Genomic DNA, 25,831 nt, shown 5'->3' on the forward strand with positions numbered 1-25,831 from the left:
ATTCGTTCCTGAAAGTTACGACCGGATTGCTTTTGCGGAAACCCAATCGCCCACGGCATCAATTAGACTGCAAGCCACTTCGGGAGACAAGCATGTTCGAAGGCTTCACCAACGTCGCGGCGGATATCGACGGCGTTCGCATTCACGCGCTCAAGGGCGGGCGCGGTCCCGCGCTGCTGCTGCTGCACGGCCATCCGCAAACCCACGCGATCTGGCACAAGGTGGCGCCGGCGCTTGCCGAGCGGTTCACGGTGATCGTCGCCGACCTGCGCGGCTACGGCGAAAGCGGCAAGCCGCAAGGCGCACCCGACCATTCCACCTACGCCAAGCGCCGCATGGCGCTCGATCAGGTCGAACTCATGCGGGGCCTCGGCTACGCGTCGTTCGCGCTCGTCGGTCACGACCGGGGCGGGCGCGTCGCCGCGCGCATGGCGGTCGATCATCCTCACGCCGTTACGCGGCTCGTGACGCTCGACGTCGCGCCGACGGTCGCGATGTACGAGCAAACCTCGTTCGCATTCGCGCGGGCCTACTGGCACTGGTTCTTTCTCGTGCGCCCGGCGCCGTTTCCGGAAACGCTGATTCGCGCCGACCCCGACCTGTATCTGAAGCAGACCATGGGCGCGCGCAGCGCGGGGCTCGCCCCGTTCGCACCCGAGGCCTACGCGCACTATCTGCGCTGCCTCTCGGACCCGGCCACGGCGCACGGCATCTGCGAGGACTACCGCGCGTCGATCACGATCGACCTCGAACACGACCGCGCGGATCTCGCGGCGGGCAAGCGCATCGTGTGCCCGTTCCTCGCCTTGTGGGGCGCGCACGGCACGGTCGGCCAGTGCTTCGATCCATTGGCCGAGTGGCGAAGCTGGAGCGAAAGCGTGAGCGGCGAGGCGTTGCCGTGCGGACACTACATGGCGGAAGAAGCGCCGCAACTGTTGCTCGAACACGTGCTGCCGTTTCTCGATCGCTGATTCGACCGTTTGACCATTTTCAGTCGGGTTTCATCATGTCCTCACACACGCTTTATCAAAAACTGGTTGATTCGCATACCGTATCAACCATCGACGCCGAGCACGTTCTGCTCTACGCCGATCTGCACATCATGAACGAGTACACCAGCCCGCAGGCTTTCGCGGGTCTGGCCGAAAAGGGACTGCGCGTGCGGCGTGCGCGCCAGCAGATGGGCGTGGTCGATCACGTGATTCCGAGTCGGCCGGTGCCCGTCGCCGCGCGCACGATCGAGATCGTCGACGCGGCGAAGCAGGCTGCCAACTTCACCCGCAATTGTGCGGAGCAGGGCATTCACCTGTTCGATATTCACGACCCCGTGCAGGGCATCGAACACGTCGTCGCGCCCGAGATCGGGCTGATTCGTCCCGGCATGGTCGTGCTGTGCGGCGACAGCCACACGACCACCTATGGCGCGCTTGGTGCGCTCGGCTTCGGCATCGGCACGTCGGAGGTCGAGCACGTGCTGGCAACGCAAACGCTCGTGTACCGCGTTGCGAAGGACATGCGCATTGTCGTGGACGGCGCGCTGCCGCCCGGCACGACCGCGAAGGATCTCGTGCTGCACATCATCGCGAAGATCGGCGCGCAAGGCGCGCGCGGCTACGCCGTGGAATACGCGGGCGAGGCCATCGCCGCGCTGTCGGCCGAGGCGCGCATGACCCTGTGCAACATGACCGTGGAAGCGGGCGCGCGCGCCGCGCTGATCGCGCCGGACCGCACGACGCTCGACTATGTGCGCGGCAAGGTGCGCGACCTCGACGCGAAGACGCTCGACGCCGCGTGTGAGGCGTGGTCGAAGTTGCACCCCGACGCCGATGCGCATTTCGACGCGGAGCATCGCTTCGACGCCGCGCGCATCGCGCCTTACGTCACGTGGGGCACGAGCCCGGACCAGGCGGTTCCCGTGGACGGCTGCGTGCCTCTCGCCGCCGAAGGCTCGGGGCTCGATGCCGCGACGCTGCACAAGGCGCTCGACTACATCGGCCTGCGCGCCGGCGCGCCGATCGAGGGCACGCCGATCGACCGCGTGTTCATCGGCTCGTGCACGAATGCGCGCATCGAGGACCTGCGCGCGGTGGTACAGGTCGTGCGCGGGCGCAAGGTGGCCGCGACGGTGCGTGCGATGGTCGTGCCCGGATCGGGCATGGTGCGCGACCAGGCGGAGCGCGAAGGCATTGCGCAGGCGCTGATCGACGCGGGCTTCGAATGGCGGCAACCCGGCTGCTCGATGTGTCTCGCGATGAACGACGACGTGCTCGCCCCCGGCGAGCGCTGCGCATCGACAACGAACCGCAATTTCGAAGGACGCCAGGGACGCGACAGCCGCACCCATTTGATGAGCCCCGCGATGGCCGCCGCCGCCGCGATCGCGGGCCGTATCGTCGACATTCGCAAGGAGCTTGCACATGGCTAAGCCGTTCACGATTTCCGGCGTCGCCGCGCCGCTGCCGGTCAACAACCTCGACACCGACCAGATCATGCCGAAGCAATTCCTGCTCGGCATCGACAAATCGGGGCTCGCGCGCGGGCTGCTGTACGACCTGCGCTTCGATGCCGAAGGCCGCGCGCGCGAAGCCTTCGTGCTCAATCGCGCCGACTATCGCGGCGCGAAGATCCTGATCGGCGGCTCGAACTTCGGCTGCGGATCGAGCCGCGAACATGCGGTGTGGGGCTTGCAGCAGGCCGGTTTCGAGGCCGTGATCGCGCCGGGCTACGGCGAGATCTTTTACTTCAACGCGATGAACAACCGGCTGCTGCTCGTCACGCTGCCGCCCGAACAGGTCGAGGCGCTAGTCGAGGAAGTCGAAGGCGGCGGCGACAAGACGCTCTCGATCGATGTCGAGAACGAAGTGGTGGTGACGCCTTCGGGGCGGCGCTATGCGTTTTCGCTGGCTGCGCGCCAGAAGCAGATGCTCGTGGAAGGGCTCGACATGATCGGCATGACGCTGCGCCAGCAAGAGGCGATCGACGCGTTCGAGGCAAGGCATTGGGCGGCGCAGCCTTGGTGCCGCATCGATTTGCCCGCGCAACAGCGGCAAGCGTCGTGATTGAACGACAACGCTGACCGATAAAACCAGACGTTGCGCGCGCAGCGCGCAACAGGAGGAGACAACCATGAGCACTGCCGCAGTCCACCCCCAGGACGCCGCCGCGCTGGAAACCGGCGTCGTGCGCAAGGTCTCACGACGCATCACGCCGTTCATCATCGTCCTGTATTTCCTGAGCTTTCTGAATCGCGTGAACGTCGGCTTCGCGGGCCTCACGATGAATCACGACATCGGGCTCTCGCAGGCCATGTTCGGCATTGGCGCGGGCATATTCTTCGTGGGCTATATCGCCGCCGGCATGCCGTCCAACCTCGTGCTGCAACGCGTTGGCGCGCGAAAATGGATCGCACTGCTGATGGTCGTGTGGGGCGTGCTCTCCGCGGCCACGGCGTTCGCCAGCGGCCCGTACAGCTTCTACACGCTGCGCTTCGTGCTCGGTCTGGCCGAGGCAGGCTTCTTTCCCGGCATCATTCTCTACCTGAGCTTCTGGTTTCCCGCGCGCCATCGCGCATTCGTCACGGCGATGTTCATGACCGCCGCGCCGCTCTCGAACATGATCGGCTCGCCCATTTCCGGCGCGCTCATGAATCTCGACGGCGTTGCGCACCTGCACGGCTGGCAGTGGCTGTTCCTCGTGGAAGGCGCGCCCACGGTGCTGCTCGGCGTCGTGTCGTTCTTCTATCTGACCGACCGGCCTGACGACGCCCGATGGCTCGCGCCCGCCGAGCGGCAGTGGCTGAGCGACGCAATGCGGCGCGAACGCGAGGCGAAGGCCGCGCAGAGCCAGTCGAGCGTTTGGGCGGCGGTGAAGGACCCGCGCGTGCTGCTGCTGGCGCTCGTCTACGCGGGCACGTCGACCGGCCTGTACGCCATCGGCATCTGGGCGCCCATGATCATCCACCGCTTCGGCTTCAGCTATTTCGAGCTGGGCCTGGTGAACGCGATTCCCAATCTGTTCGCGGTCCTCACGATGGTGCTCTGGGCCCGGCACTCGGACCGTACGAACGAGCGCCGGCTGCACGTTGCGATTGCGTGTCTCGCGGCAGGCGTGGGTATGCTGCTGTCGGGGTACGCCGCCAACGCCATCGTGTTGATCGTCGGGCTTTCGATCGCGAATTTCGGCATCAACGCGGCGAAGCCGCCGCTCTGGAGCATGCCCACGCAGTTCCTGTCGGGCTCGGCTGCGGCCGCGGGCATTGCGCTCATCAACGCGATGGGCAGCCTGATAGGCGGCACGATCGGCCCGATGGTGATCGGCCGGTTGCGCGACGTGAGCGGCGACTACTCACTGGGGCTGTACTTCGTGAGCGCGACGCTGCTGGTTTCCGCCGTGCTCGCCTATGCGTTCGGGCTGCGCGCCCGGCGCGCGGCGCTCGACGTAAGCTGCTGATTTGTATCGGGATAGCCGATCTGGATGTTTCCGGTCGCGTCTGCGGTGTTGAACAGGTCCTAAGATCGACCTGACGCCTGCCCCCCGTGGGACAGGCGGGAAGAACACAACACTGGAGACGCGCACGACGCCCCACGGCTCATCGCATGGTGCGCGAGATAAAACGTAGAGGATTCCTGATATGTCGCGTAACAAATCCGTCAATATCGGCCTGATCGGCGCCGGCCGTATCGGCTCGTTTCATGGGGAAACCGTGGCGCGCCGCCTCGTGGACGCCCATCTCGTCGCGATTGCCGATCCCGCGCCCGGCGCGGCCGAGAAACTCGCTTCTGCGCTCGACGTCGACCACGCCTATACGGATGTGGCGCAACTGCTCGCGCAACCCGGCCTCGACGCCGTCATCATCGCCACGCCCGCGCGCTTTCACACGAACATCGTGGTGCAGGCCGCCGAAGCCGGCAAGGCGATCTTTTGCGAAAAGCCGATGGCGCTGACGCTGGAAGAGGCCGACCGCGCGATCGCCGCCGCGCGCAGCGCCGAAGTGCCGTTGCAGGTGGGCTTCAACCGCCGCTGGGATCAAGCCTTTGCCGAAAGCCACGCGGCAATCGCGGCGGGCCGGATCGGTGCGCCGCAACTGCTGCGCTCGCTCACGCGCGACCCCGGCCCGTTTGGCGGCGATCCCGCGCGCATCCCGCACTGGACCATTTTCTACGAGACCCTGATCCACGATTTCGACACGCTGCTGTGGCTCAACGCCGGTGCGCGCGCGACGGAAGTCTACGCGGCGGCCGACGCGCTCGTGCGCCCCGACGCGAAGGAAAAGGGCTTTCTGGATACGGCGGTCGTGACGATCCGGTTCGACAACGGTTCGATCGCGGTGGCGGAGGCGAACTTCTCGGCGCTGTACGGCTACGACATTCGCGGCGAGGTGTTTGGTCCGGGCGGCATGGTCACCATGGGCGATGTGCGCCGCTCCAGCATGACGCTGTTCGACCGGCACGGCGTGACGCAAGACACATGGCGTCGCGACACGGAGCATTTCGCGGCGGGCTACACGGCCCAGCTTGCGTCGTTCGTGCAGGCTGTTCGCAAGCGCGAGCCCGTTGGCGGGCCGGCCGGCGAGGACGCGCGCCGCGCGCTCGCCATTGCGCTCGCGTGCATCGAATCGGTGCGCGAACAGGGGCCTGTTGCCGTGAGGTGAGCGGGCGCGGCCCGACGGGCGACCAGCAGGCGTTGGGCCGTTTCAGGCATGGTCGGGCGAGCAATACGCGATAATTGCGCCTTGTCGATTTTCGCATCAATCTGGTATGTCAACGCCTGAACCGGTTTCGTCCCGACATTCGTGGTGGGGAGTGCTCGTATTAGCGCTCTCGGCTTTTATTTTCAACACCACCGAATTCGTGCCCGTTGCGCTGCTCAGCGCAATTGGCGACAGTCTGCACATGAAGTCGACCGACGTCGGCATCATGCTGACGATCTACGCGTGGACCGTGGCCGTCGCTTCGCTGCCGTTGATGCTGCTTACCCGCAACGTGGAGCGCCGCAAGTTGCTGACCATCGTGTTCGCGCTCTTTATCGTGAGCCATGTCGTGACGGGCGTTGCCTGGAATTTCACGGTGCTGATGGTCGGGAGAATGGGCATTGCATTCGCGCATGCGATTTTCTGGTCGATTTCCGTCTCGCTCGTGGTGAGGCTCGCGCCGCCCGGCAACAAGAGCCGGGCGCTCGCCATGCTGGGAATGGGCACCTCGATCGCCATGGTCGCGGGCATTCCGCTCGGGCGCGTCATTAGCGAACTGCTCGGTTGGCGTCAGGCCTTTCTCGTCATCGCGGGCGCGGCTGCCGCCGCGTTGCTCATGCTGCGCATGACGCTGCCGTTGTTGCCGAGCCAGCAAGCGGGCTCGTTCAGCAGCGTGCCCGTGCTGTTCAAAAAGCCGATGCTCGTGTCGCTCTATCTGATCACGATTCTCGTCGTTTCGGCGCATTTCACGTCATACACGTATATCGAGCCGTTCATTCAAACCGTTGGCCACCAGAGCAGCCACCGGATCACGTACCTGCTCATCCTGTTCGGCAGCGCGGGCATTCCCGCCGCCATCTGCTTTAACCGCATCTACCCGAAGCAGCCGGGGCAATTTCTGCAAGGCGCCGTGTTCACGGTGTTCGTGTGTCTGCTCGTGCTGTTTCCCAGCGCGCTCAGTATCGTCACGCTTTCCGTGCATACGGTGATATGGGGCGGTGCGATCGTCTGTTTCGGTCTCGCGATGCAGGCGTGGGTGTTGAAGCTCGCGCCGGAAGCGGCGGATCTCGCCGTGTCCATCTATTCGGGGCTCTATAACGTGGGCATCGGCGCAGGCGCGCTGCTTGGCAACCATATCGCGAACGACTTCGGCGTTTCGTGGGTGGGCACGTTCGGCGGCGTGGTGGGCGGGCTCGGCGCGGCGGTGTGCTGGCTGGCGCTGCGCATGTATGGCCGGGCGCACGCGTCCGCTCATTGAGCGGCGCTTGAGGCCGAGCTTGAAGCCGAGCTTGAAGCCGCGCGGCGGCCTGCGCCTGACGCGCCCACGAGGTTCGCGACGCCTGCGTCGAGGTCGGCCTCTTCGTTGAAGAGCAAGGCTTCGAGGTGCGAGCTCAGCACGTCGACCAGTTCGTGATAGTGCGAAACCGCGGGCGAGGGAAACGCCTGGACGTGGTGCGCCTCGCGCGGGTGTTGCGCCCGCATGAGCCGGTCGATCTCGCCGATCACCCGATTGCGTTGCAGCACGTAGCGGTCCTCCGCCACCGAGTAGCGCGCGTTGCCCGCCGCGCCGTGCAACACGAAATACTTCATCATCTCAGGGGAGCCCAGCGTTTCGACCGCTTGCCACGCGAGGCGTATCGCGCTTTCGTTGCAGGCGGAAGGGATGGCGAGCAGCGCGCCGCCCAGCGGCGACACCGGCGTCATGTCAGCATGAATCGTGGGGTGTTCTAGCAGCCCGATGCTCGCGCCGATCTCCAGCAGCTTGTGACCGTCCAGCGTGCCATAGCGGTTCGACCAGTGGTAGCACATGGCCGCATTGCCGCCGCCGAAGATCTGCACGCTGCGCGCCCAGTGATTGGCGCGCAGATTGCCCGGCGAGTAGGGAATGAGCGCGCGCAGATAGTCGATCACGCTCCTGCATGCGGCCATGTCCAGTTCGAGCCCGTCGTCTCTCGTCAGCACGCCGCCCTGAGCGCCGAGAATTTGCAGGAACATCTCCGCGAGCGGCAGGCCGGGCGCCGCCGTCCACGTGATGCCGAAGCGCCCCCGGCTCGGACGATGCAGCAGGCGCGCGCAGTGAATCACGTCTTCGAAGGTGCGCGGCGGTTGCAGCCGTTCGGCGTCGAACAGATCCTTGCGATACCAGAGGAAGTCCACGGTGGGCTGAACCGGAATGCCAAACAGTTGGCCCCGGCTCCATCCGGCCTGCCACACGGCGTCGTAGAAGTCGGCCCCGGAAACGGCGCCGCCCGCCTGTAACGCCTGGAGATCGAGCAACTGTTCGCGGTCGCTCAAGCCGGCGAGCCACGGGAACGGTATGGCCACGACGAGCGGTGTATGGGCGTCGCGCTGCGCAGCGCTCGCGAGCGCATCGTCCAGCACCGCGCGGTACGTGTCCTGCGGATAGGTCGAGATACTCACGCGCATGCCGAGGAAGCGCTCGATATCCGTGCGGTTCTGCTTGAGGATGTCGAAAACCGGATCGGCATAGGCGAGCAGCGTGAGTTCGACATTGCCGTTGAAGCCCGCCGCCGCAGGGCGCGGCCACGCGATCTCCACCGGAGCGGCGAGACTCCTGGCGTCGAAGTGATCGACCGCGCGCGTGTCGACGGCGCTCATCAGCAGATTGATCGTTTGCCCGGTGAGACTGTCCAGATGTTCGAGCAGCCGCTCGGAAGGCATGACGTGCTCGCGGTTGTGCGCCGCCGAGATCGGCTTGAACTTGAGGAGGCCTTTCGCCTTGAGCGCGAAGATGACGCGGCGCGCCGTGGTGCGCGGCAAGCCGGAACTGTCGGCCAGCGAGGTGATCGTGGTTTGGCGCTTGCCCAGATGATTTTGCAGCACCGTGCTCAGAATCGGCCAGCTTTCGTGCGCGGTGTCGCCGAATTCGGTCCGTAATAGCTGCGAAAGCCTGTCGATGACAGCGATCGCCGCGTAGCGGTCGCGCGCATGCATGTTTCGGCACTCCTGCTCGTGGATGGGCCCGAGTCGAGTCTAGCAGAGAGCCGCCGCCGCTCGTAAGAGGGGCGGGTGCGCTTTTCATCGTCGCAAGTGGATGCTTTTAAAGCATATAACCATAATGAACGTTTTGCCCGAATGGCGGCGCTGCGGATCGGCTCTAAGATTTCCGTGCATGGCGACATGCCCTTTCAACCTCAGCGGAATTGCTAAGGAATGCACATGTTCAATCTTGCTGTATGCGCGGAAATGATTTTTCGTGACCTGCCCGTTGTCGAGCGAATCCGGCGTATCAGTGAGCTGGGATTCGATGTCGAGATCTGGGACTGGACCCGGCACGATATCGGCGCGCTCGCCCGCACGGGCGCGCGTTTTTCGTCGATGACGGGCTATGTCGAAGGCGACCTCATCACCGCGCGCGGCGCCGACGCGCTGTTGCGCACGGCGGCACAGTCCATCGAAACCGCGAAGCGCCTCGCTTGCCCGCGCCTGAATCTGCACGGCACGGGGCTCGACGCGAAGGGCTTGCCGGTCACGCCGGTGCCGGTCGTGAGCGGCGAGATGTGGCTGGCCGCGCACGCGACCCTGGCGCGTATCGCCGCGCTGGGCGCACAGCACGACGTGGTGTTTTGTCTGGAGAATCTCAATACCGAGGTGGACCATCCGGGCGTGCCGTTCGCGCGCGCCGCCGACACGCTCGCGCTCGTGAAGGCGGTCGGCAGCCCGCATCTGCGACTGAATCTCGATCTCTATCACGCGCAGATCGGCGAGGGCAACCTGATCGAACTGGTGCGCCGCGCGGCGCCCTATATCGGCGAGATTCAGGTGGCCGACGTGCCGGGCCGCAAGGAGCCGGGCACCGGAGAGATCAACTACCCCGCGATCGCGCGCGCGCTTGCCGCGCTGGGCTATCGCGGCACGATAGGCCTGGAAGGCTGGGCAAGCGGCGACGACGAACTCGCGCTGCGGCGCTTTCGCGAGGCATTCACGGTGTCGTAGCCCGCGCGTCCTCGCCCGTTGCGGTCGCGCGGGGAAACGTCAGCACCACGGCAAACCCGCCGCGTGCGGGAAACGCAAAGCCCACGCTGCCGCCGTGCGCCTTCATCACGGCCTGCACGATCGCGAGTCCGAGGCCGGAGCCCGTGGGCCGCTCCGCGCTTTCCTGCGCGAGGCGCTCGAACGGACGCAGCGCCGCTTCCCAATGTTCGCGGGGCATGCCCTGGCCGTTGTCGGTCACGGTGAGGGTGACGGTGTCGCGCGCGGCGTCGGGGGTGACGACAGTGACGACGATGTCGTCGGCCTTGCCGTGCAGCAGCGCGTTGTGCAGCACATTCGAGAGCGCTTCCTGCAAGCTCACGGGGTCGCCCGCAATCCATACTTGCGGCGCGCTGCTCTCGAACGCCACATTCACGTCGCGTTCGTCGGCAAGCGGGATCGTGCGGCCGAGCACTTCCTTCGCAAGCCTGGCGAGATCGACCGGTTGCAGCGGCACGACCTCCGTGCGATGAATCACCATCGCGTGGTTGAGCAACTGGCCCGTGAGGCGCCCGACGTCGGAGCAGGTCGTGCGCAACGCTTCGAGGCGCGCCGCGTGGCGCGCGGGATCGGACTCCGTGCTGAGCAGTTCGATCTGCGCGTCGAGGCGCGCGATCGGCGTGCGCATCTGGTGCGCGGCGTCGGCGATAAAACGCTGCATGGCCGTCATGCGCTCCGCGAGGCGGCCGATCAGGCCGTTGATGGCGCCAATCAACGCGTTGATCTCGCTGGGCGTGTCATGCGCCACGGGCCGCAGGTCGGCGGGGTCGCGCGCGGCGATGATCTGCTCGATCTGCGCAAGCGGGCGCAGGCCGCGCCGGATCGCCAGGCCGCTCGCGCCGATGGCGAGCACGCTCATCAGCAGAATGAGCGTCCACACCTTGAAGCTCATGTCGTTGGTCAGTTGCTGGCGCGCGTGCGTGGTTTGCGCGACCGTCACCATGGCCCAGCCGGGCGGGTGCGCGTCGGGCATGTAGCGGCCGATGGTCGCCGTGCGCACGCGCTCGCCCTGGTAGCGGCCGTTCGCGAACGCAGGCCCCTGGCGCGCGGCGAGGGCGTTCGCGGGACCAGGAAGGTCGCCGTAGCCCGCCACCACGACGCCGCGCGCGTCGACCACGCGGTAGTAGACGAGGTCGTAGCGCGAGAGTGACGACAAGGCGGCCACGGGCGGGTTGAGCGCGAGCACGCCGCCCTGCACGTAGAGGTTTTCGGCGACCTGGATGGTTGCGCCCGCAAGGAGCTGGTCATAGGCGCGCTCGGAGGCGACGCCCGCGTAATAGCGCGCGATGCCCGCGAGCGCCGCCGCGCCCGTCGCCACGACCAGCGCGACGAAGAGCAGCGTGCGGCCGAGCAGCGTTTTCGGGAACCAGTCAAAGCGCGGCAATTTGATATCCCATGCCGCGCGCCGTGCGAATCTCGACGGAACTGCCTTGCAGCTTCTTGCGCACGCGCGTGACATATTGTTCGACGGCGTTCGCGCTCGGCTCGTTGCCGTAGCTGAACAGCTGGTTCAGCAACTCCTCTTTCGGGAAGATGCGCTGCGGGCGGCTGGCGAGGATTTCGAGCAGCGCGAACTCCTGGCGCGAGAGCGAGAGCGGTTTGCCGTCGAGTTCGGCGAGGCGGCTGCTGCGGTCGATCGTAAGGCCGCCCAGCTTCACGACATCGTTGGCGTGCCCGCTGTTGCGGCGCAGGAGCGCCTGCACGCGCGCTTCCAGCTCGCGGTAATCGAATGGCTTGACGAGGTAGTCGTCGGCGCCCAGACCAAAGCCGCTCACGCGGTCGTCGATCGCGGAGCGCGCCGTGAGGAGCAGCACCGGGGTCGTGCTGCCCGCCGCGCGCAGGTTGCGCAGGATCGCGAAGCCGTCCATGCCCGGCAGCATCACGTCCAGCACCACGAGGTCGAAGCGCTCGACGCCCAGCAGGCTGTTGGCGGTCGCACCGCTCGCTTCGAGGTCCACTGCGTGCCCGAGGCGCGTGAGTCGCCCGCGAACCGCCGCGCCGATTTCCGCGTCGTCTTCCACCACCAGAATGCGCATGTTGCCGTTCCTGCCGAGTTCTTCATGGGTTCGATTGCGGGTTTTCCCGAGGCCCGCCAAGGGGACTTTCTCAGCATTTTCTCAGACTCGCCCGGTAATCTCGCGAACCATGGAAGATGCAGCGACGTGATTACGACACGAACGAAAGGAGACGGCAAGATGCGCATGAAGTCGTCACCGCGGCCTTCGGCGCGGCGGCGCGCGCTCGTCGCGGCCGCGGGGCTTGGCGCGGCGCTGGCGATCGCGCCCGCTTTCGTGCGGTCGAATCCGCGTACCGTGCGCATTTCGAAGGGCTACGGCCTGCTGTATCTGCCGCTGCTCGTGATGGAGAAGGCGCGCCTGTTCGAGCGGCACGCGGCCCGTCAGGGGCTGAGCGGCGTGAGCGTGGAGTGGGTGATGCTCGACGGCGGCAACTCGGTCGACGACGCCATGATGGCCGGCACGCTCGACTTCGCTGCCGTGGGCGCGCCCGGCTTTATCGAACTGTGGGCGCGGGCGCGCGGCATTCCGAACGTCGAGGTGATCGGCATCAGCGGCCTTTCCACCACCTCGCTCTCGCTCAATACGAACCGGGCGCAGATCGCGACGCTGCACGACTTCACGCCCGCCGACCGCATCGCGGTGCCCGGCATTCGCACCTCGCTTTCGGCCGTCGTGTTGCAGATGGTCGCAAGCCGCCTGCTCGGCCCGCAGCATTTCGCGCAACTCGACTCGATCACGGTGGGCATGCCGCATCCGCAGGCCATGCAGGCGCTGATGCGGCGCGAGGGCGGCATCACCGCGCATTTCGCGTCGCCGCCGTTCTCGACGCTCGAATTGCAACAGCCCGGCATTCATCGCGTCGTCAATTCGAGCGACGTGCTCGGGCCGCTCACGCTCGACGTGGTGTTCGCGCCCAAGCGCGTTGTCGACGCCGAACCGGCGCTGGTCAGGGCGTTTCTCGGCGCGCTGGACGATGCGAATCGCATGATCGTGCGCGACCGCGAGGCCGCGGCGGCGATTTACGTCGCCGCGTCGGACTTCGGCGTCTCGCGCGAACACGTGGTGCAGACGCTGTCCGCGCCCGAGTCGCGCTTTTCGGTCTGGCCCGAGCAGTTGATGGAGTACGTCGACTTTCTGTACATGGTCGGCACGATCAAGGCGAAGCCGCGCGCATGGAACGACATGTTCGTGCCCATGCTCGGCGACTTCCGGCCTTCGTAGTCAACACAACAAGTAAACGCAGGAGAACGTAGTGAACACGGATTCAACGCTTGACACACAGTCCGCCGAAGAGCGGCACATCATGTCGAAGATCGCGCGACGCCTGATGCCGATCCTCGTCGTGATGTTTCTGATCTCCTTCATCGACCGGCAGAACGTCGGCTTCGCCAAGCTTCAGATGGTGCATAGCCTGCATATGACCGAAGCCGCGTTCGGCCTCGCGTCCTCGCTGTTCTTCATCAGCTATCTGCTGTTCGAAGTGCCGAGCACGCTCGCGCTGCACCGCTTCGGCGCGCGCGTGTGGCTCGCGCGCATCATGCTCACGTGGGGCGTGATCACGGTGCTGATGGGCTTCACGACCTCGATGCAGGTGTTCTGCGGCCTGCGCCTCGCACTGGGCGTGGCCGAAGCGGGCTTCTATCCGGGCGTGATCTACTACCTCACGCTGTGGTTTCCGCAAAGCTATCGCGCGCGCGTGCTCGGCATCTTCACGCTCGGCAGCGCGCTGGCGAACATGCTGGGCTCGCTGGTGGGCGGCTGGCTGTTGAGTCTCGACGGCACATTGGGCCTGGCGGGCTGGCAGTGGGTGTTCATCGCGACGGGCCTCCCTGCCGTGCTGGTCGGCCTGATCGTGTTCCGGCTGCTGCCGGCTTCGTACCAGGAAGCGCGCTTTCTCAACGAGCGCGAAAAGCAGGTCGTCGCCGCCGCGCTGGAACGCGAAAAGCCCGAGCACGCGGAACACTCGCAACCCTGGAAAGCGCTGCTCGATCCGCGCGTGATGCTGTTCGCCGCGACCTATATGCTGATGTCCACGTCGCTCTACGGCGTGACCTACTGGCTGCCCACGCTCGTGAAGTCGTTCGGCGTGTCGAGCAGCATGAACGGGCTGCTGAGCATGTTGCCGTGGGCGCTGGCCGTGCTGCTGCTGCTCTACCTGCCCTCGAAACTGCGCCGCGCCAAGAGCATTCTTCGCGCGATGGCGATCGTGGCCGCGCTCGGCACGCTCGCTTTCCTGCTGAGCCTCACGTTGCCTTCCACGCCGCTGCGCTTCATCGCGCTCGTGTTTGGCGGCGCGTGCATTCCGCTCCTGTATCCGTGCTTCTGGTCGATGCCGCCGCGTTACTTCACGGGTGCGCGGGCGGCGGCGAGCGTTGCGGCGATCAACTCGATCGGCAATCTCGGCGGCTTCTTCGGCCAGAATCTCATGCCGTTCGCGGGCAAGGTCACCGGCAGCGCATTCGGGCCGATGATCGTGCCGATCGTCTGCCTCGCGGTGCTGGGCTTCGGCGCGCTCGTTGCGTGGGGACGCTCCGGGCGCACGATGGAAGGCGTGCCCGCCTGAGCCACCTTTGAGGGCGGCGCGCAGCATGCCGCCGCCCCGTCATGCAGGGTCTGGGGTCGGATGACTTTGGCCGTCCTTCTGCACCTGCGCGGATTGTCCATATTGCGGCAACAGAGAATTCGTTCTATTGGCATAGATTTTCGATAGAACGATCCTAAACTGTGTCCTTATGCCGCTGCGATGATCGCAGCGCTTGAGCATGAGGACCTGCAATGCTGCAAATTCTCGAAGGGGCCGCGGTCATCGCCGCCTTGACCCTGTATCTGATTCCGTCAATCGAAGCCGACGCGCGCAATCACCGCGACGCGTTCGCCATCACGCTGGTCAATGTCCTGCTGGGCTGGACCATCGTGGGCTGGTTCGCCGCGCGGGCGTGGGCGCACAGCCGCCATAACGGGCTGCTGCCGCGCACGGCGATGCGCATTCGCGGCGCGGCCGGGCATGCCACCAGCGAGAAGCTCGTGCAGCACGCAACGTTGCGCACGGCGCTCACGCGCCGTGAGAAGGCCGCACGGGGCGGCGCGGCGGAGCAGTGTTCATGAATGCGTTGCGCTTCGTGCGGTCGCGCCCCAAGGTGCTGGTTTCGCTTGCCGCCGCGTGCGCCTTGCTGGCGGGCTGCGCGTCATCGAGCGATGTGAGCGCGACGGACAAGCAGGGCGTGTTTGTCGCCTCGGCGTCCGCTTCGGGCGGCCGTCTTGCATGGGCGCGCGCCCATCGCCGCGCCATGACCGAGGCGACCGATTACTGTGAAAGCCGTGGCATGCAACCGAGCATGAACTACGAGCACACGGCCGGCATCGACGCGTTGAGCGAGCACGATTCGGTGATTCGCTTCGAGTGCCATCCGAAGCTTTGACGCGATCAACGCGGCTTCAATTCGACCGGCGACTCGGCGCGCCTTCGTGGGCGCAATGCGGGCCCTCTGCATGAGCTCCGGCGATCGCCGCGTGGTGCCCCTCGTGACGAAGTATTGCGCGCAGTACCCGGCGGTGACCGGCGAATACAGTGCTTCGCAGTACGTATGGAATCTGCTGGCCGCGGCATGAGCGTGAGCGTGTATCTCGCGCGCTGCCTGCCGGGTTCCAGCCTCGTTGCCCGAGTGGCGCGCGCCTGACGTGGGGGTTTATATGCTGATGCCGTCGAGGAAGTTTCTCGAAGCCAGGACTCGCGCTTGGGTCGAACTGTTGAAAGCGGAGTTGCCGCCCGCGCTCGAACGCGATGTGATTCGAATCGCCGCGAAGGCGGTGCGCGGACAAAGGCGGCCGCGCGCGGCGAAATCGTGACGTTGACTTCGCCGGTAGCCGGGCTCAGGTCAAGTGGTGTGGCGCTTCAGGAAACGCTCGACGACGGTTGCGAAGTATCGCGGGCACGCCTGCATCGGGTAATGGCCGCAATCAGGAATAACGTGCAGCTCGGCATTCGGATGCCATGCGAGAAACGTGCGTTGCATTGCCTTCGCATCGAGGCCCGGGTCGTTGTCGCCGACCATGACCAGGAAAGGTGTTGCAAGACCCTGTACGTCATCGACGAAATTTGCCGTGACCAGCATGTCGAGGTATGGCCTCCGGCACGCAGGTGCGACCGTCGCGCGGCTATGTTGCACCTTGCTATCGGCCCACTCGTCGGAAAGGCCGCCGGAGACAAACTTGAACAAGCGCCGCAGGGCGTTGTCGTCGTCCACCGTGCTGGCAAAGAAGGTCAGGGCCTCCGGGCTTAACCGGTTTCCGGCAGCGGAAACGGGGCACACCGCGATTGCGCTGGTGACACGAGAAGGCGCGTCCGCCGCAATGTGTTGCGTGATCATCCCGGTCATCGAGTGACCGATTACGTGGAAGCGCCCCCAGCCGAGTTGATCGGCGAGCGTGAGGCAATCGGCGGCAATTTCCTCGACGGTGAATTCACCCGTCAATGCGATGGATTGCCCGTAGCCACGCAAATCGACGAAAACGTAGGTGAGCGCATGGCCATCGAGCCAGGGCACGACCGCATCGTAGCTCGCGTGGTCGCCGAGCCAGTCATGCATGACCAGGACATGGACCGGGCCATTGCCGTACTTTACATAGCCGAGGCCGGCGTCCGATCCCGGACGGATTTCAAGGGGAACTTTCATCGCATGGTTCCATCTGGATTGAGGGAACCAAAACGAAACGCCCTCCCGGCGAACCGGGAGGGCGTTTTCAAAGTGACATCATCGTATCAATCGTTTGAACGAGCGTCAACAGGCGGGCACTTCTCCCCATTCAGGTATTGGAAAAAGGGCGTGGACTTCCGAAGTGGACGCGAGTTCGGTCATTAAAGCCATACGAGTTCAGGTGACCCAAGCTGGCGGGTAGATCCTGTACGGAAGGAAGCGCGTCAGGAGTCGTGCGGTGACACAGCTCCTAAAGATCGCGCAGAAACGCGATCAAGGCGGCGTTGACGCGGTCCGGGGCTTCTTGTTGCAGCCAGTGGCCCGCTCGCGCAATGATTTGCGAGTCGCGAAGATTGGGCACAAGTTTCGGCATCGCGCGGATGATGTCGTGCATGCCTGGAATCGCCAGCCCCGTGTCGTACTCCCCCGCCAGATAAAGGGCTGGAGTTTGGACGAGCAAGCCGCTAAAGGCCGACTGGAGTGCCCAGTTGCGGTCAAGATTGCGGTAATAGTTCAAGCCTCCGCGAAACCCCGACACCTCGAAGGCTTTCACAAAAACGTCGAAGTCGCAGGCATCGAGCCAGGCGGGTAGCGAAGCGGGTTCAGGCAAGGCGTCGAGGAGTCCCCCGTCCCGCGCAACGAGCCCGAAGGGATTGGGTGTTATCTCGCCGCGTGGGCCCGCGTCCCCTGAAGCCCAGAAATAAATCTTGCGCAAGGTAGTGGCGATGTCACGTTCGAGTTCGCCTTCGGCCTGCCCCGGCTCGGCGAAATAGTGCGTGTAAAACCACGCCTCGTCGGTCAGCGGGAATAACCGGCTCGGTGTGATCGGGGCTCGGTCCATCATGGGAACGCCGAGCGCCGCGACCGCGCGAAAGCGGTCGGGGCGCAGCAGGGCGGCTTGCCACGCAATGGTTGCCCCCCAATCGTTTCCCACCACGACGGCGTTTTGCTCGCCGAGCGCATCCACGATACCCACGATGTCGCCGATGATGTCCAGCGTCGTGTATCGCTCCGTTTGCGCCGGACAATCGCTGCGTCCGAAGCCGCGCAGATCCGGCGCAACTGCGTGAAATCCGGCATTCGACACGGCCGCGAGCTGGTGTCGCCACGCGTACGAGGTTTCGGGGAATCCATGGAGGAACAATACCAGTGGCCCCGTGCCTTGAGAGTCGACGCTCAGGCGAACGTCATGGGTTTCGATAAACGACTGAGTGAATGCGTGCACGATCGCGCTCCGACGGTTGCAAAAGATCACGCGAAATCGTAACATCAAATGTCACGATTAGTTTGCTTGAACGACATGCAACGAGATACACGGCTCGCCCGGCTGCTTCACGTGCTCATTCACATGAGCCTGCGCGGCGGCACGACCAACTCCGAAACGATTGCGAAAATGCTGCACACGCAGCCATCGCTGGTGCGAAGGACCATGGCGGCGCTGCGCGAAGCCGGTTATGTGGAGTCGATTGCCGGGCCGGGGGGAGGCTGGGTTCTGTCGTGTGAAATCGGCGATCTCACCGTGCGCGACGTCTATGCGGCTATCGCGCACACGAGCGCATTCGCGATCGGAACGGCGCAGGACAACCCGGCTTGCCCGGTGGAGTCCGCTGTCAATCAATTCCTTGGCGATGCGCTGGATTCGGCCGAGGATGCGCTGCTCCGGCGTCTTGCGAAAGTGCGGCTTTCCGACATCGCTCGGAAAATCAAGGCGCCGGCTCGTTGAGTGACATTTGCCTCAGGCGTTGCAACAAGCGGTTGCGCGCGGTGCGCTTGCGACGTCAGCAGCAGACGTCAAGCGGCCGGCGCGAGCCGTTCCAGCGCGTCGCCGAGATGCTGCGCGAATGCGCGCACGCGTGCGCTCATATCGCCGCGCGACGGATAAACGAGGTAGAGGCCCTGCTGCGCGGCAGACTTCGCGGCCACGTCGATCTCGATCAGCGTACCGGCCGCGAGCGCGTCCGTACACAAATGCGCGGGCAGCATCGCAACGCCCGCGCCGCGTATCGCCAATTCCTTTAGCAGACCGAAACTATTGGCCGCGACGCGCGCGGAGCGATTCGCGTGCGGGGAGAAGGCGAGCGAGGCGGTGAGTGATGCGGGCTTCGCCGCCGTGCGCTCGCGCTGCGCGAGCCATGCCGGACTGGCGAACGCCGCCATGCGGAAACTCGCAATGCGCCGCGCCACCATGTCGTTGCCGCCCGGCTTGCCTCCGCGTATGGCCAGATCGAACCTGTCGCCGACGAAATCCACGACATCGTTGCTGGCGTGCACCTCAACGCGCACGCGCGCGTGCGCCGCGATGAACGTGGCGATGGCGTCGGCGAGCACGGCCTCAGGGAAGTCGAGCGGCACGCTCAGGCGAATCGTGCCGTACAGCGCTGCGCCTTCGGCAAGACCGCGCCGCTCGGCGTCGCGCAAGGTCACAATGGCGTCGCCGACGCTCGCGTACCACGCCTCGCCGTCGTCGGTCAGCGCGAGGCGGCGTGTCGAGCGTCGCAGCAGCCGCACGCCGAGCCGCGTCTCCAGGGCGGCCACGCGCGCGCTCACGGTCGAGCGCGGCACGCCCAGCTCGCGCGCGGCGGCGGCGAACGAGCCGCAATTCACGACGGCTACAAAGGCGAGGGAGCCGTTGATATCCATTGTCCATCTCATTGGCGGGAGTCGCCATTCTAGCGGTCTTATCGCTGGCGTCGCTCAGGCGCAGACTGAGGTTTCCTCAACACGCTTTGCAACGCCAATGAAAACCGCCATCTTCACGCCCTCCGCCACGCTGTGCTTCGCCAACATGCAGACTCGCGTGATAGCGGGCACGCCCGACGCCGGTTCCCCCAGCGCCGACGCGCCGTACACCGTGATGGAAATGCGCATCGGCACGCACGGCGGCGCCCCCGCGCATCGCTCGCTCGACGAGGACAAGACCTTTGTCGTGCTCGAAGGCGCGCTCGAATTCCGCACTGGCGAGACCGTGCAGACGGTGTCGGCGGGCGCGGTGGTCACGGTTGCGCGTGGCGACGTGCACGGGTTCACCAATCGCGAGGCTGCCCACGCGCGCATGCTGCTGGTCGCCGCGCCGGCGCGCCACGACGCCTTCTTTCGCGCGATGGCGGCGCTGCCCGTGCCGCACGATGTCGAGGCGGTGCGCCGTATCTGCGAACAGTACCGGCAGGTGATCGTGGGGATGTGAACGTAGGGGGGGCGCTGCGATCGGGTTCCTTGCGCCCTTCGGCAGCCACTGTGAGACCCGGCCGCCCGCTATCACTATCTGGAACGAAAGCCGGGTAGCTCCGGGTGTGCCAAAATGCGTATGCACTTTGCCGTAGCGGGCGGCGATTCATCGGCTACTCAGCGTAATCACCGGCCCGACGTGACCACTAAGCGTCCATTGTGCGACCGTTCCGTCCCTTCTTTGCCGGGCCACGCCCGCGCGGGTCGCGGGCGGTGACGCTTGAGAGCAGGCTGCCGAACCCCAAATACCTTTCGTGAACCAGCGTATCCGTCCCCCGTTGCCACCCGAATGGCCCTTTCCGCCGAGTCGCGATGTCCTTGGTCGCACCTTCGGCGATCTCGTCGCGCTTCAGTATCGCGGCGCGAACGTCTGGCTCTGGCAGTGCCGGTGCGGCGCCCATGTGAGCGCCGGGCTGGATGCGGTGGAGAGCGGCCAGACGCGGGACTGCGGCTGCCGCGAGCAGCGCCGCGTATGGCGGTCCCGGCCGGGGTCGCCCGCGCTGCGCGGCGGCGAGGTGTTCGGCCAGTTGACGACGCAACGCTACGCGGGCAATGGCTTGTGGATCTGCCGGTGCGAGTGCGGCAACGAGGCGACGGTGAGCGCCGGGCGCTTGCGCCTGGGGCAGGCGCGTTCGTGCGGTTGCTGCTTTGGCGCTTCGAGCGCCTGAGCGACGCGGGCCGCCCAGGTCGATCGTCGATGTCAATTACTTAGTGATCCTTCGTGAAATCGATCGTGCGCGCAAGACACCATCACCACGGGATCGTTTGATTCTCCCAGCGCGTGAATGTCCCGGTGGGGCCGTCCGGGCCGAGCATCGCGACACGTACCGCTTCGCGCGCGCCGTCCTCCACGGTCTCGATGCCCGTATAGCCATTGAGATTGGTCCGGGTAAAGCCCGGCGAAACGGCGTTGACCTTGATGCCCTCCAGTTCCAGTTCGATGGCCATGGCGAGCGTCAACGCGTTGAGCGCGGTCTTGGAGGCCGGATAAACCGGGCCGAAGATCGCCCGATACGGGAACGCCGGATCTGAATTGGCGGCGAGCGACCCCACGCCGCTCGACACGTTGACGATGCGCGCGCCGGGCGTCTCGCGCAGGATCGGCAGCATCGCCTGGTACACGGCGAGCACACCGAACACATTGGTGTCCCACACCGCACGCATTTCATCGAGCGAGACGTTGGCGGGGCGGGTCGTTTTCGCGTACTCCTCGACGGACAGGCCGGCCCGGCGGCCCGTGGTCGAAATGGCGGCGTTCTGGATGAGCACGTCGAGGCGCCCAAACTCGTTGCGCACGCGCTGCGCCGCCGCGCCAATCGAAGCCTGATCCGTCACGTCGAGCGCCAGCGCGTGGGCGTGCGGCCCGATCTCTTTGGCCGCGGCTTCGCCTCGCTCGACATTGCGCGAGCCGACCAGCACGGTGAGGCCGCGCGCCGCCAGTTCCTTCGCAATCTGAAAGCCGATGCCCTGGTTTGCCCCGGTGACGAGGGCGACGGATTTGTTCTGCATGACAATCTCCTTGTTGTATTGCGCTGTCGCGCTGTAACGGGTGCGGGCGGCTCAGCGAGCCTCGGCCGCCCAGGCTTCGGCATCGGCGCCGGCGGGCAGGCGCATCGGGCATGACGGGTCGGTCGCCGCGCGCCATACGGCTTGCGCGACGTCCTTGGCAAAGGTCACCGGGCTCGACGTATCCGAAAACGATTCGAGAACGCTTTTGACGACATCGGCATACGCCTCATGGTCGAAGCCGTAGATGTGGGCGCGCGCGTTGTCGCCAAAGCGGGTCTCGGGCGAGCGGCCCGGCAACACCAGGCGAGCGCGCACGCCGAACGGCGCGAGCTCCAGCGCCATCGACTCGGTGAATGCATTCACGGCCGCCTTGCTCGCGCGGTACGCGGCGATCAAGGGGAGCGCCTTGAGCGTGACGCTCGATGTGACGTTCACGACCACGCCTGCCCTGCGTTGCCGGAACTGCGGCAACACCGCTTGCGTCACGGCAATCGTGCCGATGGTGTTGGTTTCGAACAGCTCGCGCACCGTGGCGATGGGAACGAGCTCTGCCGGCGACGCGGCGCCAAAGCCCGCGTTGTTGACGAGCACGTCGATCGGGCCCGCGGCCTCGACAGCGTCGTGAATGCTCTGCGCATTCGTGACGTCGAGCGCGAGCACGCGCAGGCGCTCCGAAGGCGGCAGCACGCTGGCGTCGGGCGTGCGCATCGTGGCGACGACCTGCCAGTCGCGCGCGAGGAAGAGGCGGGCGATCTCAAGACCGAATCCGGACGAACAGCCTGTGATCAGCACGGTTTGCATGGGAACTCCGGTTAAGTGGTTAGCGAGTGCCCATACGATAGATCGCCGAGACTGTACTTGCTACAATAAAAGATCCGAGTTTCATTTGCAGGAGTCCGGAGATGATCGATCCGCTCGCCGAAGTCGTGACGCTGCTGCAACCGGCTGCGCGGTATTCCAAACTCGTGCTCGGCGCGAGTCCGTGGGGCATCAGCCGCTCCGATGCCGGTGAGCCGTTCTATTGCGTGATCCTCGAAGGCGGCTGCCGCATCGCCATCGACGGACATGAGCCGATCGAGCTCCTGTCGGGTGATTTCGTGCTGATTCCCGCGGCCTATGGCGTCGCGATGTCCAGCCTCGTGCCGCCGCCGCCGGGCGTCGTAACGCTCGCGCCCGTCGCGCTTGGCAACGGCGAATTCAGGATCGGCGCGGCGGACCGCCCGGTCGACGCGCGCATGATGGCGGGGCATTGCAGCTTCGGTTCGCCCGATGCGGCGCTGCTGGTTTCGCTGTTGCCGCAAATCGTGCATGTCCGGGGCGAGCGGCGGCTGGCCACGCTCGTGGAACTGGTGCGGGACGAGTCGCGCGAGGCGCGGCCCGCGCGCGAGGTCGTGCTTTCGCGGCTGCTGGAGGTGCTGCTCATCGAAGCGTTGCGGTCCATGGCGGGAACGCATGCGTCGCCTGGGCTCATACGCGGGCTTTCCGACCGGCGCCTCGCGCTCGCGATTCGCGGCATGCACGAACACCCGACGCGCGCGTGGACGGTTGCCGAACTCGCGAGGCAGGCGGCGCTTTCGCGTTCGACCTTTTTCGAGCGCTTCAGCCGCGCCGTGGGCGTGGCGCCGATGGAATATCTGCTCACCTGGCGCATGGCGCTCGCGAAGGACCTTCTGCGCCGCAACGAAGGCCGTGTCGCCGAGATCGCGCAACGCGTCGGCTACAGTTCGGCCAGCACGTTCAGCGTGGCCTTTACGCGGCACGTGGGGCGGCCGCCCACGCAGTATGCGCGCGACGTGCAGGCGGCCTCTGGCCGCCTGGGGCGCTGAGGGCCGCTAAAGGCCGCCAAGGGCTGCTGACGGCGGCATCGGCCGCCGGGCCCTCGCACTCAGAACTTGTGCCGCATGCCGACCCGCACGACGACCAGGCTGTTCGACGACGAAGGCGTGAGCACATTGATCGCGGCCACGGCGGGCTTGTTGGTCGAATCCGTGCCCGAGGCGTGCTGCCAGATCCCCGAAAGATAGACATCGGTGCGCTTGGAGAGGTAGTAGTGCGTGCTCGCCTCGACCTGGTGGTACGTCGCGCCTTCGTTGACGTTGTTGGCGTGGCCCTTCGTGTAGTCGTACGCAACGCCCGCCATCCACGCGGGCGTCAGCTTGTAGCTGAAGTTGACTTCGGCGTTGTCGAAGGTCGCGTTGCCGCTGTAGCCCGAGGGGTTCGGGCCTGACGACGTGTCGCCCATGCCGCGAAAGCTGATGTTGGAATAGGTCGCGCCGAAGGTGGCCGCGCCGAGCGTGTACGACGCGCCCACGCCGATGTCCTGATACGAGTGAGCGGAAAGGAATCCGCGGTAGACCGGCGAAGTCGCATTCGCGGCCGTGGCGCTTGCCGTGGTGGACGAGTTGCCGCCAAAGAGGCTCGTGTTGGGATTGCGGGCGCTGAGCACGGCCGCGCCGATCGAAAACGGTCCATGACTATAGCCTGCGCCGAGCGACCAGATCTGGTTGCGCGTGAAGTCGCCGGCCGTGCCGCCCAGGCTGTAGAGCGTGCCGAACGAAAATCCGCCGTAGTCCGCCGACGTGAACTTCACCGAGTTGTTGCTGCGGTAGCTGTAGTTGAAGTTGTCGAGATCGCCGGGGTGCGCGGAAATATAGCCGCCCCACTGGTTGCTCACCGAATACTGGCCCACGAAGTCGATCAATGTGTCGTACTGCCGACCCAACGTGAGCGTGCCGTAGGGGCTCGTGAGTCCCACGTACGCTTGCCGCCCGAAGAGCAGGCCGCCCTGGCCGAGCTTGCCGTTGGTGACGTCGAAGCCGTTTTCGAGGCGGAAGATCGCCTTGAGGCCGCCGCCCAGATCCTCGCTGCCGAGCAAGCCGAAGCGGCTGCCCTGATTCACGCCGCTCGTCATGGCGAATAGGCGGCCGCCCGAGGCGTTCGACTGATAGTTGAAGCCGACGTCGATGATGCCGTAGAGCGTCACGCTGCTTTGTGCATGCGCACCCTGGCAGAACAGCCCCAATGAGGCGAGCGCGAGCAGGGTGGACGAGTTCTTTTTCATGGTGTGTCTCCGTGGTTTGAAGCCTGGTATTGGCGAGCGCGGACAAAGCCGCGCCCCTGGCGAGGCCGCTCGAAGGCGGCGCCAATGAAATAAAAAGGTGTACTAATGGAGGCGGCGCGAGCGCGCGCTTGAGCGGGCTCGCGCCAGGGCGCAGGCGCGGTGGTTAGCCGGCGTTGTTGCGGCGGACCTTGTCGTGCGGGCCGACGGCGATGACGGTGACGGCGCCCATCAGCATGAGCGCGGCGAGATAGTACTGGCCTGCGGCAAGCGTATGCGTGGTCTGATTGAGCCAGCCGACAATCGCCGGGCTCACGAGACTGCCGAGACCCGCAAGCGTGCTGATGAGGGCGATGCCGCCCGCGGCTGCCTGCTTGCTCAAGTAGAGCGCGGGCATCGACCAGAACGGCCCCATGGCCGCGAACGTGCCGGCGGCGGTGAGCGTGAGGGCTGCCACGGAAAGCGCCGGGCTCGTCGCGACGAGCGGCAGCGTGGCCCACCCGATGGCGGCAACGAGTCCCGAGATGGCTGCGTGCCAGCGCCGCTCGTTGCGCGCGTCAGAGCGGCGCGCGACCCAGTACTGGCAGATAAAGCCGATCACGAAGGGCAGCGCGGAGAGGGCGCCCACGGTCCACAGATCGTTCACGCCGGTTTTGTTGATGATGGTGGGCAGCCAGAAGAACACGTTTGCCGTGCCCGCGAGCAGCGCGACGCCCATGCCGGTCAGCAGGTAGAAGCGCGGGGAGCGCAGCGCTGCGCCGAACGACTTGTGGGCGTCGGGCGTTTGCGCCTCGCGGTCGGCACGCAGGTCGCGTTCGATGATGGCGACCTCGTCCGCCGTGAGCCATGAGACCTTGGCGGGACTGTCGTGCAGCCAGCGCAGCACGACGAACACCAGCAGCAGCGGCGGCACGCCTTCGATCAGGAACAGCCAGCGCCAGTTGCGCAGGCCATAGGCGCCGTCGAGCGTATGCATGATGAGCCCGGAGAGCGGTGCGCCGATCGCGCCCGCAATGGGAATCGACGCCATGAACAGCGCGGTGAATCGCGCGCGCCGCGTGCTCGGAACCCAATAGGTCAGATAGAGCAGGATGCCCGGAAACAGCCCCGCTTCCGAAGCGCCGAGCAGAAAGCGCCAGAGATAGTAGCTGTTCTGGCCCGTCATCGCAGCGAGGCCGGCCGAACAGATCGCCCACAGCACCATGATGCGCACGAAGGTCTTGCGTGCACCGATCTTCGCGAGCATGAGGTTGCTCGGGATCTCGAACAGCATGTAGCCCGCGTAAAAAATGCCGGCCCCGAGCCCGAACACGGCGTCGGAGAGGTCCAGGTCGCGCAGGAAGCTCAGCTTCGCGAAGCCCACGTTGGAGCGATCGATGAACGCCACCACGTAGAGCGCCATGAGCAGCGGCATCAGGCGCCAGAGCAACTTTCGGTAGACGGCGCCCTCGTCGGGGCGGGCGTGCGAAAGCGTGCCGGATGGCGCGGAAGTCTGGGTGGTCACCAACGTCTCCTGTTCTTCGAATGGAATTGTAACGGGCGGCTTGCGGTACGCCTTGCCGCGACAGCCGCATTAAAGGACTTTGAGTCGTAAAAGTCAATAACATGACCTATAGGGTTTTTACGGGCAGTCTCGACGCGGCGA

The 25,831-nt window shown here is 65.7% G+C and carries 25 protein-coding genes; 15 read left to right on the forward strand and 10 right to left on the reverse strand.

All coding sequences use genetic code 11. The features are described 5' to 3' along the window. The first annotated feature begins 92 nt into the window (after window positions 1-92). The 6 genes from C7402_RS18425 (at window position 93) to C7402_RS18450 (ending at window position 6,947) form a co-directional block, all read left to right on the forward strand. Entirely contained in the window at window positions 93-971 is an 879-nt protein-coding gene (locus C7402_RS18425) for an alpha/beta fold hydrolase (protein WP_116611570.1), read from the forward strand. A gap of 35 nt (window positions 972-1,006) precedes the next feature. Then, entirely contained in the window at window positions 1,007-2,425 is a 1,419-nt protein-coding gene (leuC, locus tag C7402_RS18430) for a 3-isopropylmalate dehydratase large subunit (RefSeq protein ID WP_112172306.1), read from the forward strand. Continuing rightward, a complete protein-coding gene (leuD, locus tag C7402_RS18435) occupies window positions 2,418-3,059 on the forward strand; it encodes a 3-isopropylmalate dehydratase small subunit (RefSeq protein WP_112172305.1) in 642 nt (213 codons plus the stop codon). Before leuC ends, leuD begins: the two co-directional genes overlap by 8 nt. Before the next feature lie 67 nt (window positions 3,060-3,126). Then, a complete protein-coding gene (locus C7402_RS18440) occupies window positions 3,127-4,449 on the forward strand; it encodes an MFS transporter (protein ID WP_116611571.1) in 1,323 nt (440 codons plus the stop codon). Between the two features lie 181 nt (window positions 4,450-4,630). After that, a complete protein-coding gene (locus C7402_RS18445; RefSeq protein ID WP_116611572.1) occupies window positions 4,631-5,650 on the forward strand; it encodes a Gfo/Idh/MocA family oxidoreductase in 1,020 nt (339 codons plus the stop codon). 106 nt (window positions 5,651-5,756) lie between these two features. Then, entirely contained in the window at window positions 5,757-6,947 is a 1,191-nt protein-coding gene (locus tag C7402_RS18450; RefSeq protein ID WP_116611573.1) for a sugar transporter, read from the forward strand. On the opposite strand, the gene C7402_RS18455 is transcribed toward C7402_RS18450, so the two are convergent. After that, entirely contained in the window at window positions 6,941-8,644 is a 1,704-nt protein-coding gene (locus C7402_RS18455) for an ABC transporter substrate-binding protein (protein ID WP_116611574.1), read from the reverse strand. The genes C7402_RS18450 and C7402_RS18455 overlap by 7 nt on opposite strands. Window positions 8,645-8,869: 225 nt before the next feature. Between C7402_RS18455 and C7402_RS18460 the strand changes: the two genes are divergently transcribed. Next, complete coding sequence (locus C7402_RS18460) at window positions 8,870-9,646, forward strand: TIM barrel protein (RefSeq protein ID WP_244314874.1); 777 nt, start codon at window positions 8,870-8,872, stop codon at window positions 9,644-9,646. On the opposite strand, the gene C7402_RS18465 is transcribed toward C7402_RS18460, so the two are convergent. Next, window positions 9,633-11,066 (reverse strand): sensor histidine kinase, encoded by a 1,434-nt coding sequence (locus C7402_RS18465; RefSeq protein WP_116611576.1) that lies wholly within the window; start codon window positions 11,064-11,066, stop codon window positions 9,633-9,635. The genes C7402_RS18460 and C7402_RS18465 overlap by 14 nt on opposite strands. Next, window positions 11,053-11,718: a response regulator transcription factor gene (locus C7402_RS18470; protein ID WP_112172298.1), complete on the reverse strand. Its 666-nt coding sequence runs from the start codon at window positions 11,716-11,718 to the stop codon at window positions 11,053-11,055. Before C7402_RS18470 ends, C7402_RS18465 begins: the two co-directional genes overlap by 14 nt. Before the next feature lie 165 nt (window positions 11,719-11,883). Between C7402_RS18470 and C7402_RS18475 the strand changes: the two genes are divergently transcribed. The 4 genes from C7402_RS18475 to C7402_RS18490 all read left to right on the forward strand — a co-directional run bounded on the left by C7402_RS18475 (window position 11,884) and on the right by C7402_RS18490 (window position 15,119). Next, window positions 11,884-12,921, forward strand: coding sequence for an ABC transporter substrate-binding protein (locus tag C7402_RS18475; RefSeq protein WP_116611700.1), 1,038 nt, complete (start codon window positions 11,884-11,886; stop codon window positions 12,919-12,921). Between the two features lie 31 nt (window positions 12,922-12,952). After that, complete coding sequence (locus C7402_RS18480; RefSeq protein ID WP_116611577.1) at window positions 12,953-14,263, forward strand: MFS transporter; 1,311 nt, start codon at window positions 12,953-12,955, stop codon at window positions 14,261-14,263. 212 nt (window positions 14,264-14,475) lie between these two features. Then, entirely contained in the window at window positions 14,476-14,805 is a 330-nt protein-coding gene (locus C7402_RS18485) for a superinfection immunity protein (RefSeq protein WP_116611578.1), read from the forward strand. Next, window positions 14,802-15,119: a hypothetical protein gene (locus tag C7402_RS18490; protein WP_116611579.1), complete on the forward strand. Its 318-nt coding sequence runs from the start codon at window positions 14,802-14,804 to the stop codon at window positions 15,117-15,119. The genes C7402_RS18485 and C7402_RS18490 overlap by 4 nt, the downstream gene beginning before the upstream one ends. A 456-nt stretch (window positions 15,120-15,575) precedes the next feature. Here C7402_RS18490 and C7402_RS18495 read toward each other — a convergent pair whose 3' ends face one another. Both C7402_RS18495 and C7402_RS18500 read right to left on the reverse strand, forming a co-directional pair. Beyond that, window positions 15,576-16,373, reverse strand: a complete 798-nt coding sequence (locus C7402_RS18495) for an alpha/beta fold hydrolase (protein WP_116611580.1) — start codon at window positions 16,371-16,373, stop codon at window positions 15,576-15,578. A gap of 271 nt (window positions 16,374-16,644) precedes the next feature. Beyond that, the gene (locus C7402_RS18500; RefSeq protein ID WP_244314875.1) at window positions 16,645-17,619 is read right to left on the reverse strand and encodes an alpha/beta fold hydrolase; all 975 of its coding nucleotides are present in this window, start codon (window positions 17,617-17,619) and stop codon (window positions 16,645-16,647) included. 75 nt (window positions 17,620-17,694) lie between these two features. On the opposite strand from C7402_RS18500, the gene C7402_RS18505 reads away from it, so the two are divergent. Further along, window positions 17,695-18,117, forward strand: coding sequence for an Rrf2 family transcriptional regulator (locus C7402_RS18505; protein WP_116611582.1), 423 nt, complete (start codon window positions 17,695-17,697; stop codon window positions 18,115-18,117). A gap of 68 nt (window positions 18,118-18,185) precedes the next feature. Here the strand turns inward: C7402_RS18505 and C7402_RS18510 are convergent, their stop codons facing one another. Next, window positions 18,186-19,034 carry a LysR family transcriptional regulator gene (locus tag C7402_RS18510; RefSeq protein ID WP_165841917.1) on the reverse strand — a complete coding sequence of 283 codons (849 nt, stop codon included), beginning with the start codon at window positions 19,032-19,034 and terminating at the stop codon, window positions 18,186-18,188. Window positions 19,035-19,131: 97 nt separating this feature from the next. Here C7402_RS18510 and C7402_RS18515 point away from each other — a divergent pair, with 97 nt between their 5' ends. Both C7402_RS18515 and C7402_RS18520 read left to right on the forward strand, forming a co-directional pair. Then, window positions 19,132-19,578, forward strand: a complete 447-nt coding sequence (locus tag C7402_RS18515; protein WP_116611584.1) for a cupin domain-containing protein — start codon at window positions 19,132-19,134, stop codon at window positions 19,576-19,578. Between the two features lie 295 nt (window positions 19,579-19,873). Then, window positions 19,874-20,287, forward strand: coding sequence for a hypothetical protein (locus tag C7402_RS18520; protein ID WP_133254504.1), 414 nt, complete (start codon window positions 19,874-19,876; stop codon window positions 20,285-20,287). 82 nt (window positions 20,288-20,369) lie between these two features. Here the strand turns inward: C7402_RS18520 and C7402_RS18525 are convergent, their stop codons facing one another. Both C7402_RS18525 and C7402_RS18530 read right to left on the reverse strand, forming a co-directional pair. Then, complete coding sequence (locus C7402_RS18525; protein WP_116611585.1) at window positions 20,370-21,128, reverse strand: SDR family NAD(P)-dependent oxidoreductase; 759 nt, start codon at window positions 21,126-21,128, stop codon at window positions 20,370-20,372. 51 nt (window positions 21,129-21,179) lie between these two features. Next, entirely contained in the window at window positions 21,180-21,929 is a 750-nt protein-coding gene (locus C7402_RS18530) for an SDR family oxidoreductase (protein WP_116611586.1), read from the reverse strand. Window positions 21,930-22,030: 101 nt separating this feature from the next. Here C7402_RS18530 and C7402_RS18535 point away from each other — a divergent pair, with 101 nt between their 5' ends. Further along, window positions 22,031-22,954, forward strand: a complete 924-nt coding sequence (locus tag C7402_RS18535) for an AraC family transcriptional regulator (RefSeq protein WP_112172288.1) — start codon at window positions 22,031-22,033, stop codon at window positions 22,952-22,954. Between the two features lie 59 nt (window positions 22,955-23,013). Here the strand turns inward: C7402_RS18535 and C7402_RS18540 are convergent, their stop codons facing one another. Beyond that, complete coding sequence (locus C7402_RS18540; protein WP_116611587.1) at window positions 23,014-24,189, reverse strand: porin; 1,176 nt, start codon at window positions 24,187-24,189, stop codon at window positions 23,014-23,016. Window positions 24,190-24,352: 163 nt separating this feature from the next. Next, on the reverse strand, window positions 24,353-25,690 hold the full coding sequence (locus C7402_RS18545) for an MFS transporter (protein WP_116611588.1): 1,338 nt from the start codon (window positions 25,688-25,690) through the stop codon (window positions 24,353-24,355). Window positions 25,691-25,831: the final 141 nt, after the last annotated feature.

The sequence above is a fragment of the Paraburkholderia unamae genome, assembly GCF_003096875.1.
Classification (GTDB): domain Bacteria; phylum Pseudomonadota; class Gammaproteobacteria; order Burkholderiales; family Burkholderiaceae; genus Paraburkholderia; species Paraburkholderia unamae.

Bases quoted from the DNA above. Each gene is read 5' to 3' on its own strand.
- C7402_RS18540 (WP_116611587.1), bottom strand. From the start codon at position 24,189: ATGAAAAAGAACTCGTCCACCCTGCTCGCGCTCGCCTCATTGGGGCTG.
- C7402_RS18535 (WP_112172288.1), top strand. From the start codon at position 22,031: ATGATCGATCCGCTCGCCGAAGTCGTGACGCTGCTGCAACCGGCTGCG.
- C7402_RS18510 (WP_165841917.1), bottom strand. From the start codon at position 19,034: ATGGATATCAACGGCTCCCTCGCCTTTGTAGCCGTCGTGAATTGCGGC.
- C7402_RS18485 (WP_116611578.1), top strand. From the start codon at position 14,476: ATGCTGCAAATTCTCGAAGGGGCCGCGGTCATCGCCGCCTTGACCCTG.
- leuC (WP_112172306.1), top strand. From the start codon at position 1,007: ATGTCCTCACACACGCTTTATCAAAAACTGGTTGATTCGCATACCGTA.
- C7402_RS18450 (WP_116611573.1), top strand. From the start codon at position 5,757: ATGTCAACGCCTGAACCGGTTTCGTCCCGACATTCGTGGTGGGGAGTG.
- C7402_RS18525 (WP_116611585.1), bottom strand. From the start codon at position 21,128: ATGCAGAACAAATCCGTCGCCCTCGTCACCGGGGCAAACCAGGGCATC.
- C7402_RS18475 (WP_116611700.1), top strand. From the start codon at position 11,884: ATGAAGTCGTCACCGCGGCCTTCGGCGCGGCGGCGCGCGCTCGTCGCG.
- C7402_RS18445 (WP_116611572.1), top strand. From the start codon at position 4,631: ATGTCGCGTAACAAATCCGTCAATATCGGCCTGATCGGCGCCGGCCGT.
- C7402_RS18515 (WP_116611584.1), top strand. From the start codon at position 19,132: ATGAAAACCGCCATCTTCACGCCCTCCGCCACGCTGTGCTTCGCCAAC.
- C7402_RS18460 (WP_244314874.1), top strand. From the start codon at position 8,870: ATGTTCAATCTTGCTGTATGCGCGGAAATGATTTTTCGTGACCTGCCC.
- C7402_RS18470 (WP_112172298.1), bottom strand. From the start codon at position 11,718: ATGCGCATTCTGGTGGTGGAAGACGACGCGGAAATCGGCGCGGCGGTT.
- C7402_RS18530 (WP_116611586.1), bottom strand. From the start codon at position 21,929: ATGCAAACCGTGCTGATCACAGGCTGTTCGTCCGGATTCGGTCTTGAG.
- C7402_RS18440 (WP_116611571.1), top strand. From the start codon at position 3,127: ATGAGCACTGCCGCAGTCCACCCCCAGGACGCCGCCGCGCTGGAAACC.
- C7402_RS18490 (WP_116611579.1), top strand. From the start codon at position 14,802: ATGAATGCGTTGCGCTTCGTGCGGTCGCGCCCCAAGGTGCTGGTTTCG.
- C7402_RS18455 (WP_116611574.1), bottom strand. From the start codon at position 8,644: ATGCATGCGCGCGACCGCTACGCGGCGATCGCTGTCATCGACAGGCTT.
- C7402_RS18505 (WP_116611582.1), top strand. From the start codon at position 17,695: ATGCAACGAGATACACGGCTCGCCCGGCTGCTTCACGTGCTCATTCAC.
- C7402_RS18425 (WP_116611570.1), top strand. From the start codon at position 93: ATGTTCGAAGGCTTCACCAACGTCGCGGCGGATATCGACGGCGTTCGC.
- leuD (WP_112172305.1), top strand. From the start codon at position 2,418: ATGGCTAAGCCGTTCACGATTTCCGGCGTCGCCGCGCCGCTGCCGGTC.
- C7402_RS18495 (WP_116611580.1), bottom strand. From the start codon at position 16,373: ATGAAAGTTCCCCTTGAAATCCGTCCGGGATCGGACGCCGGCCTCGGC.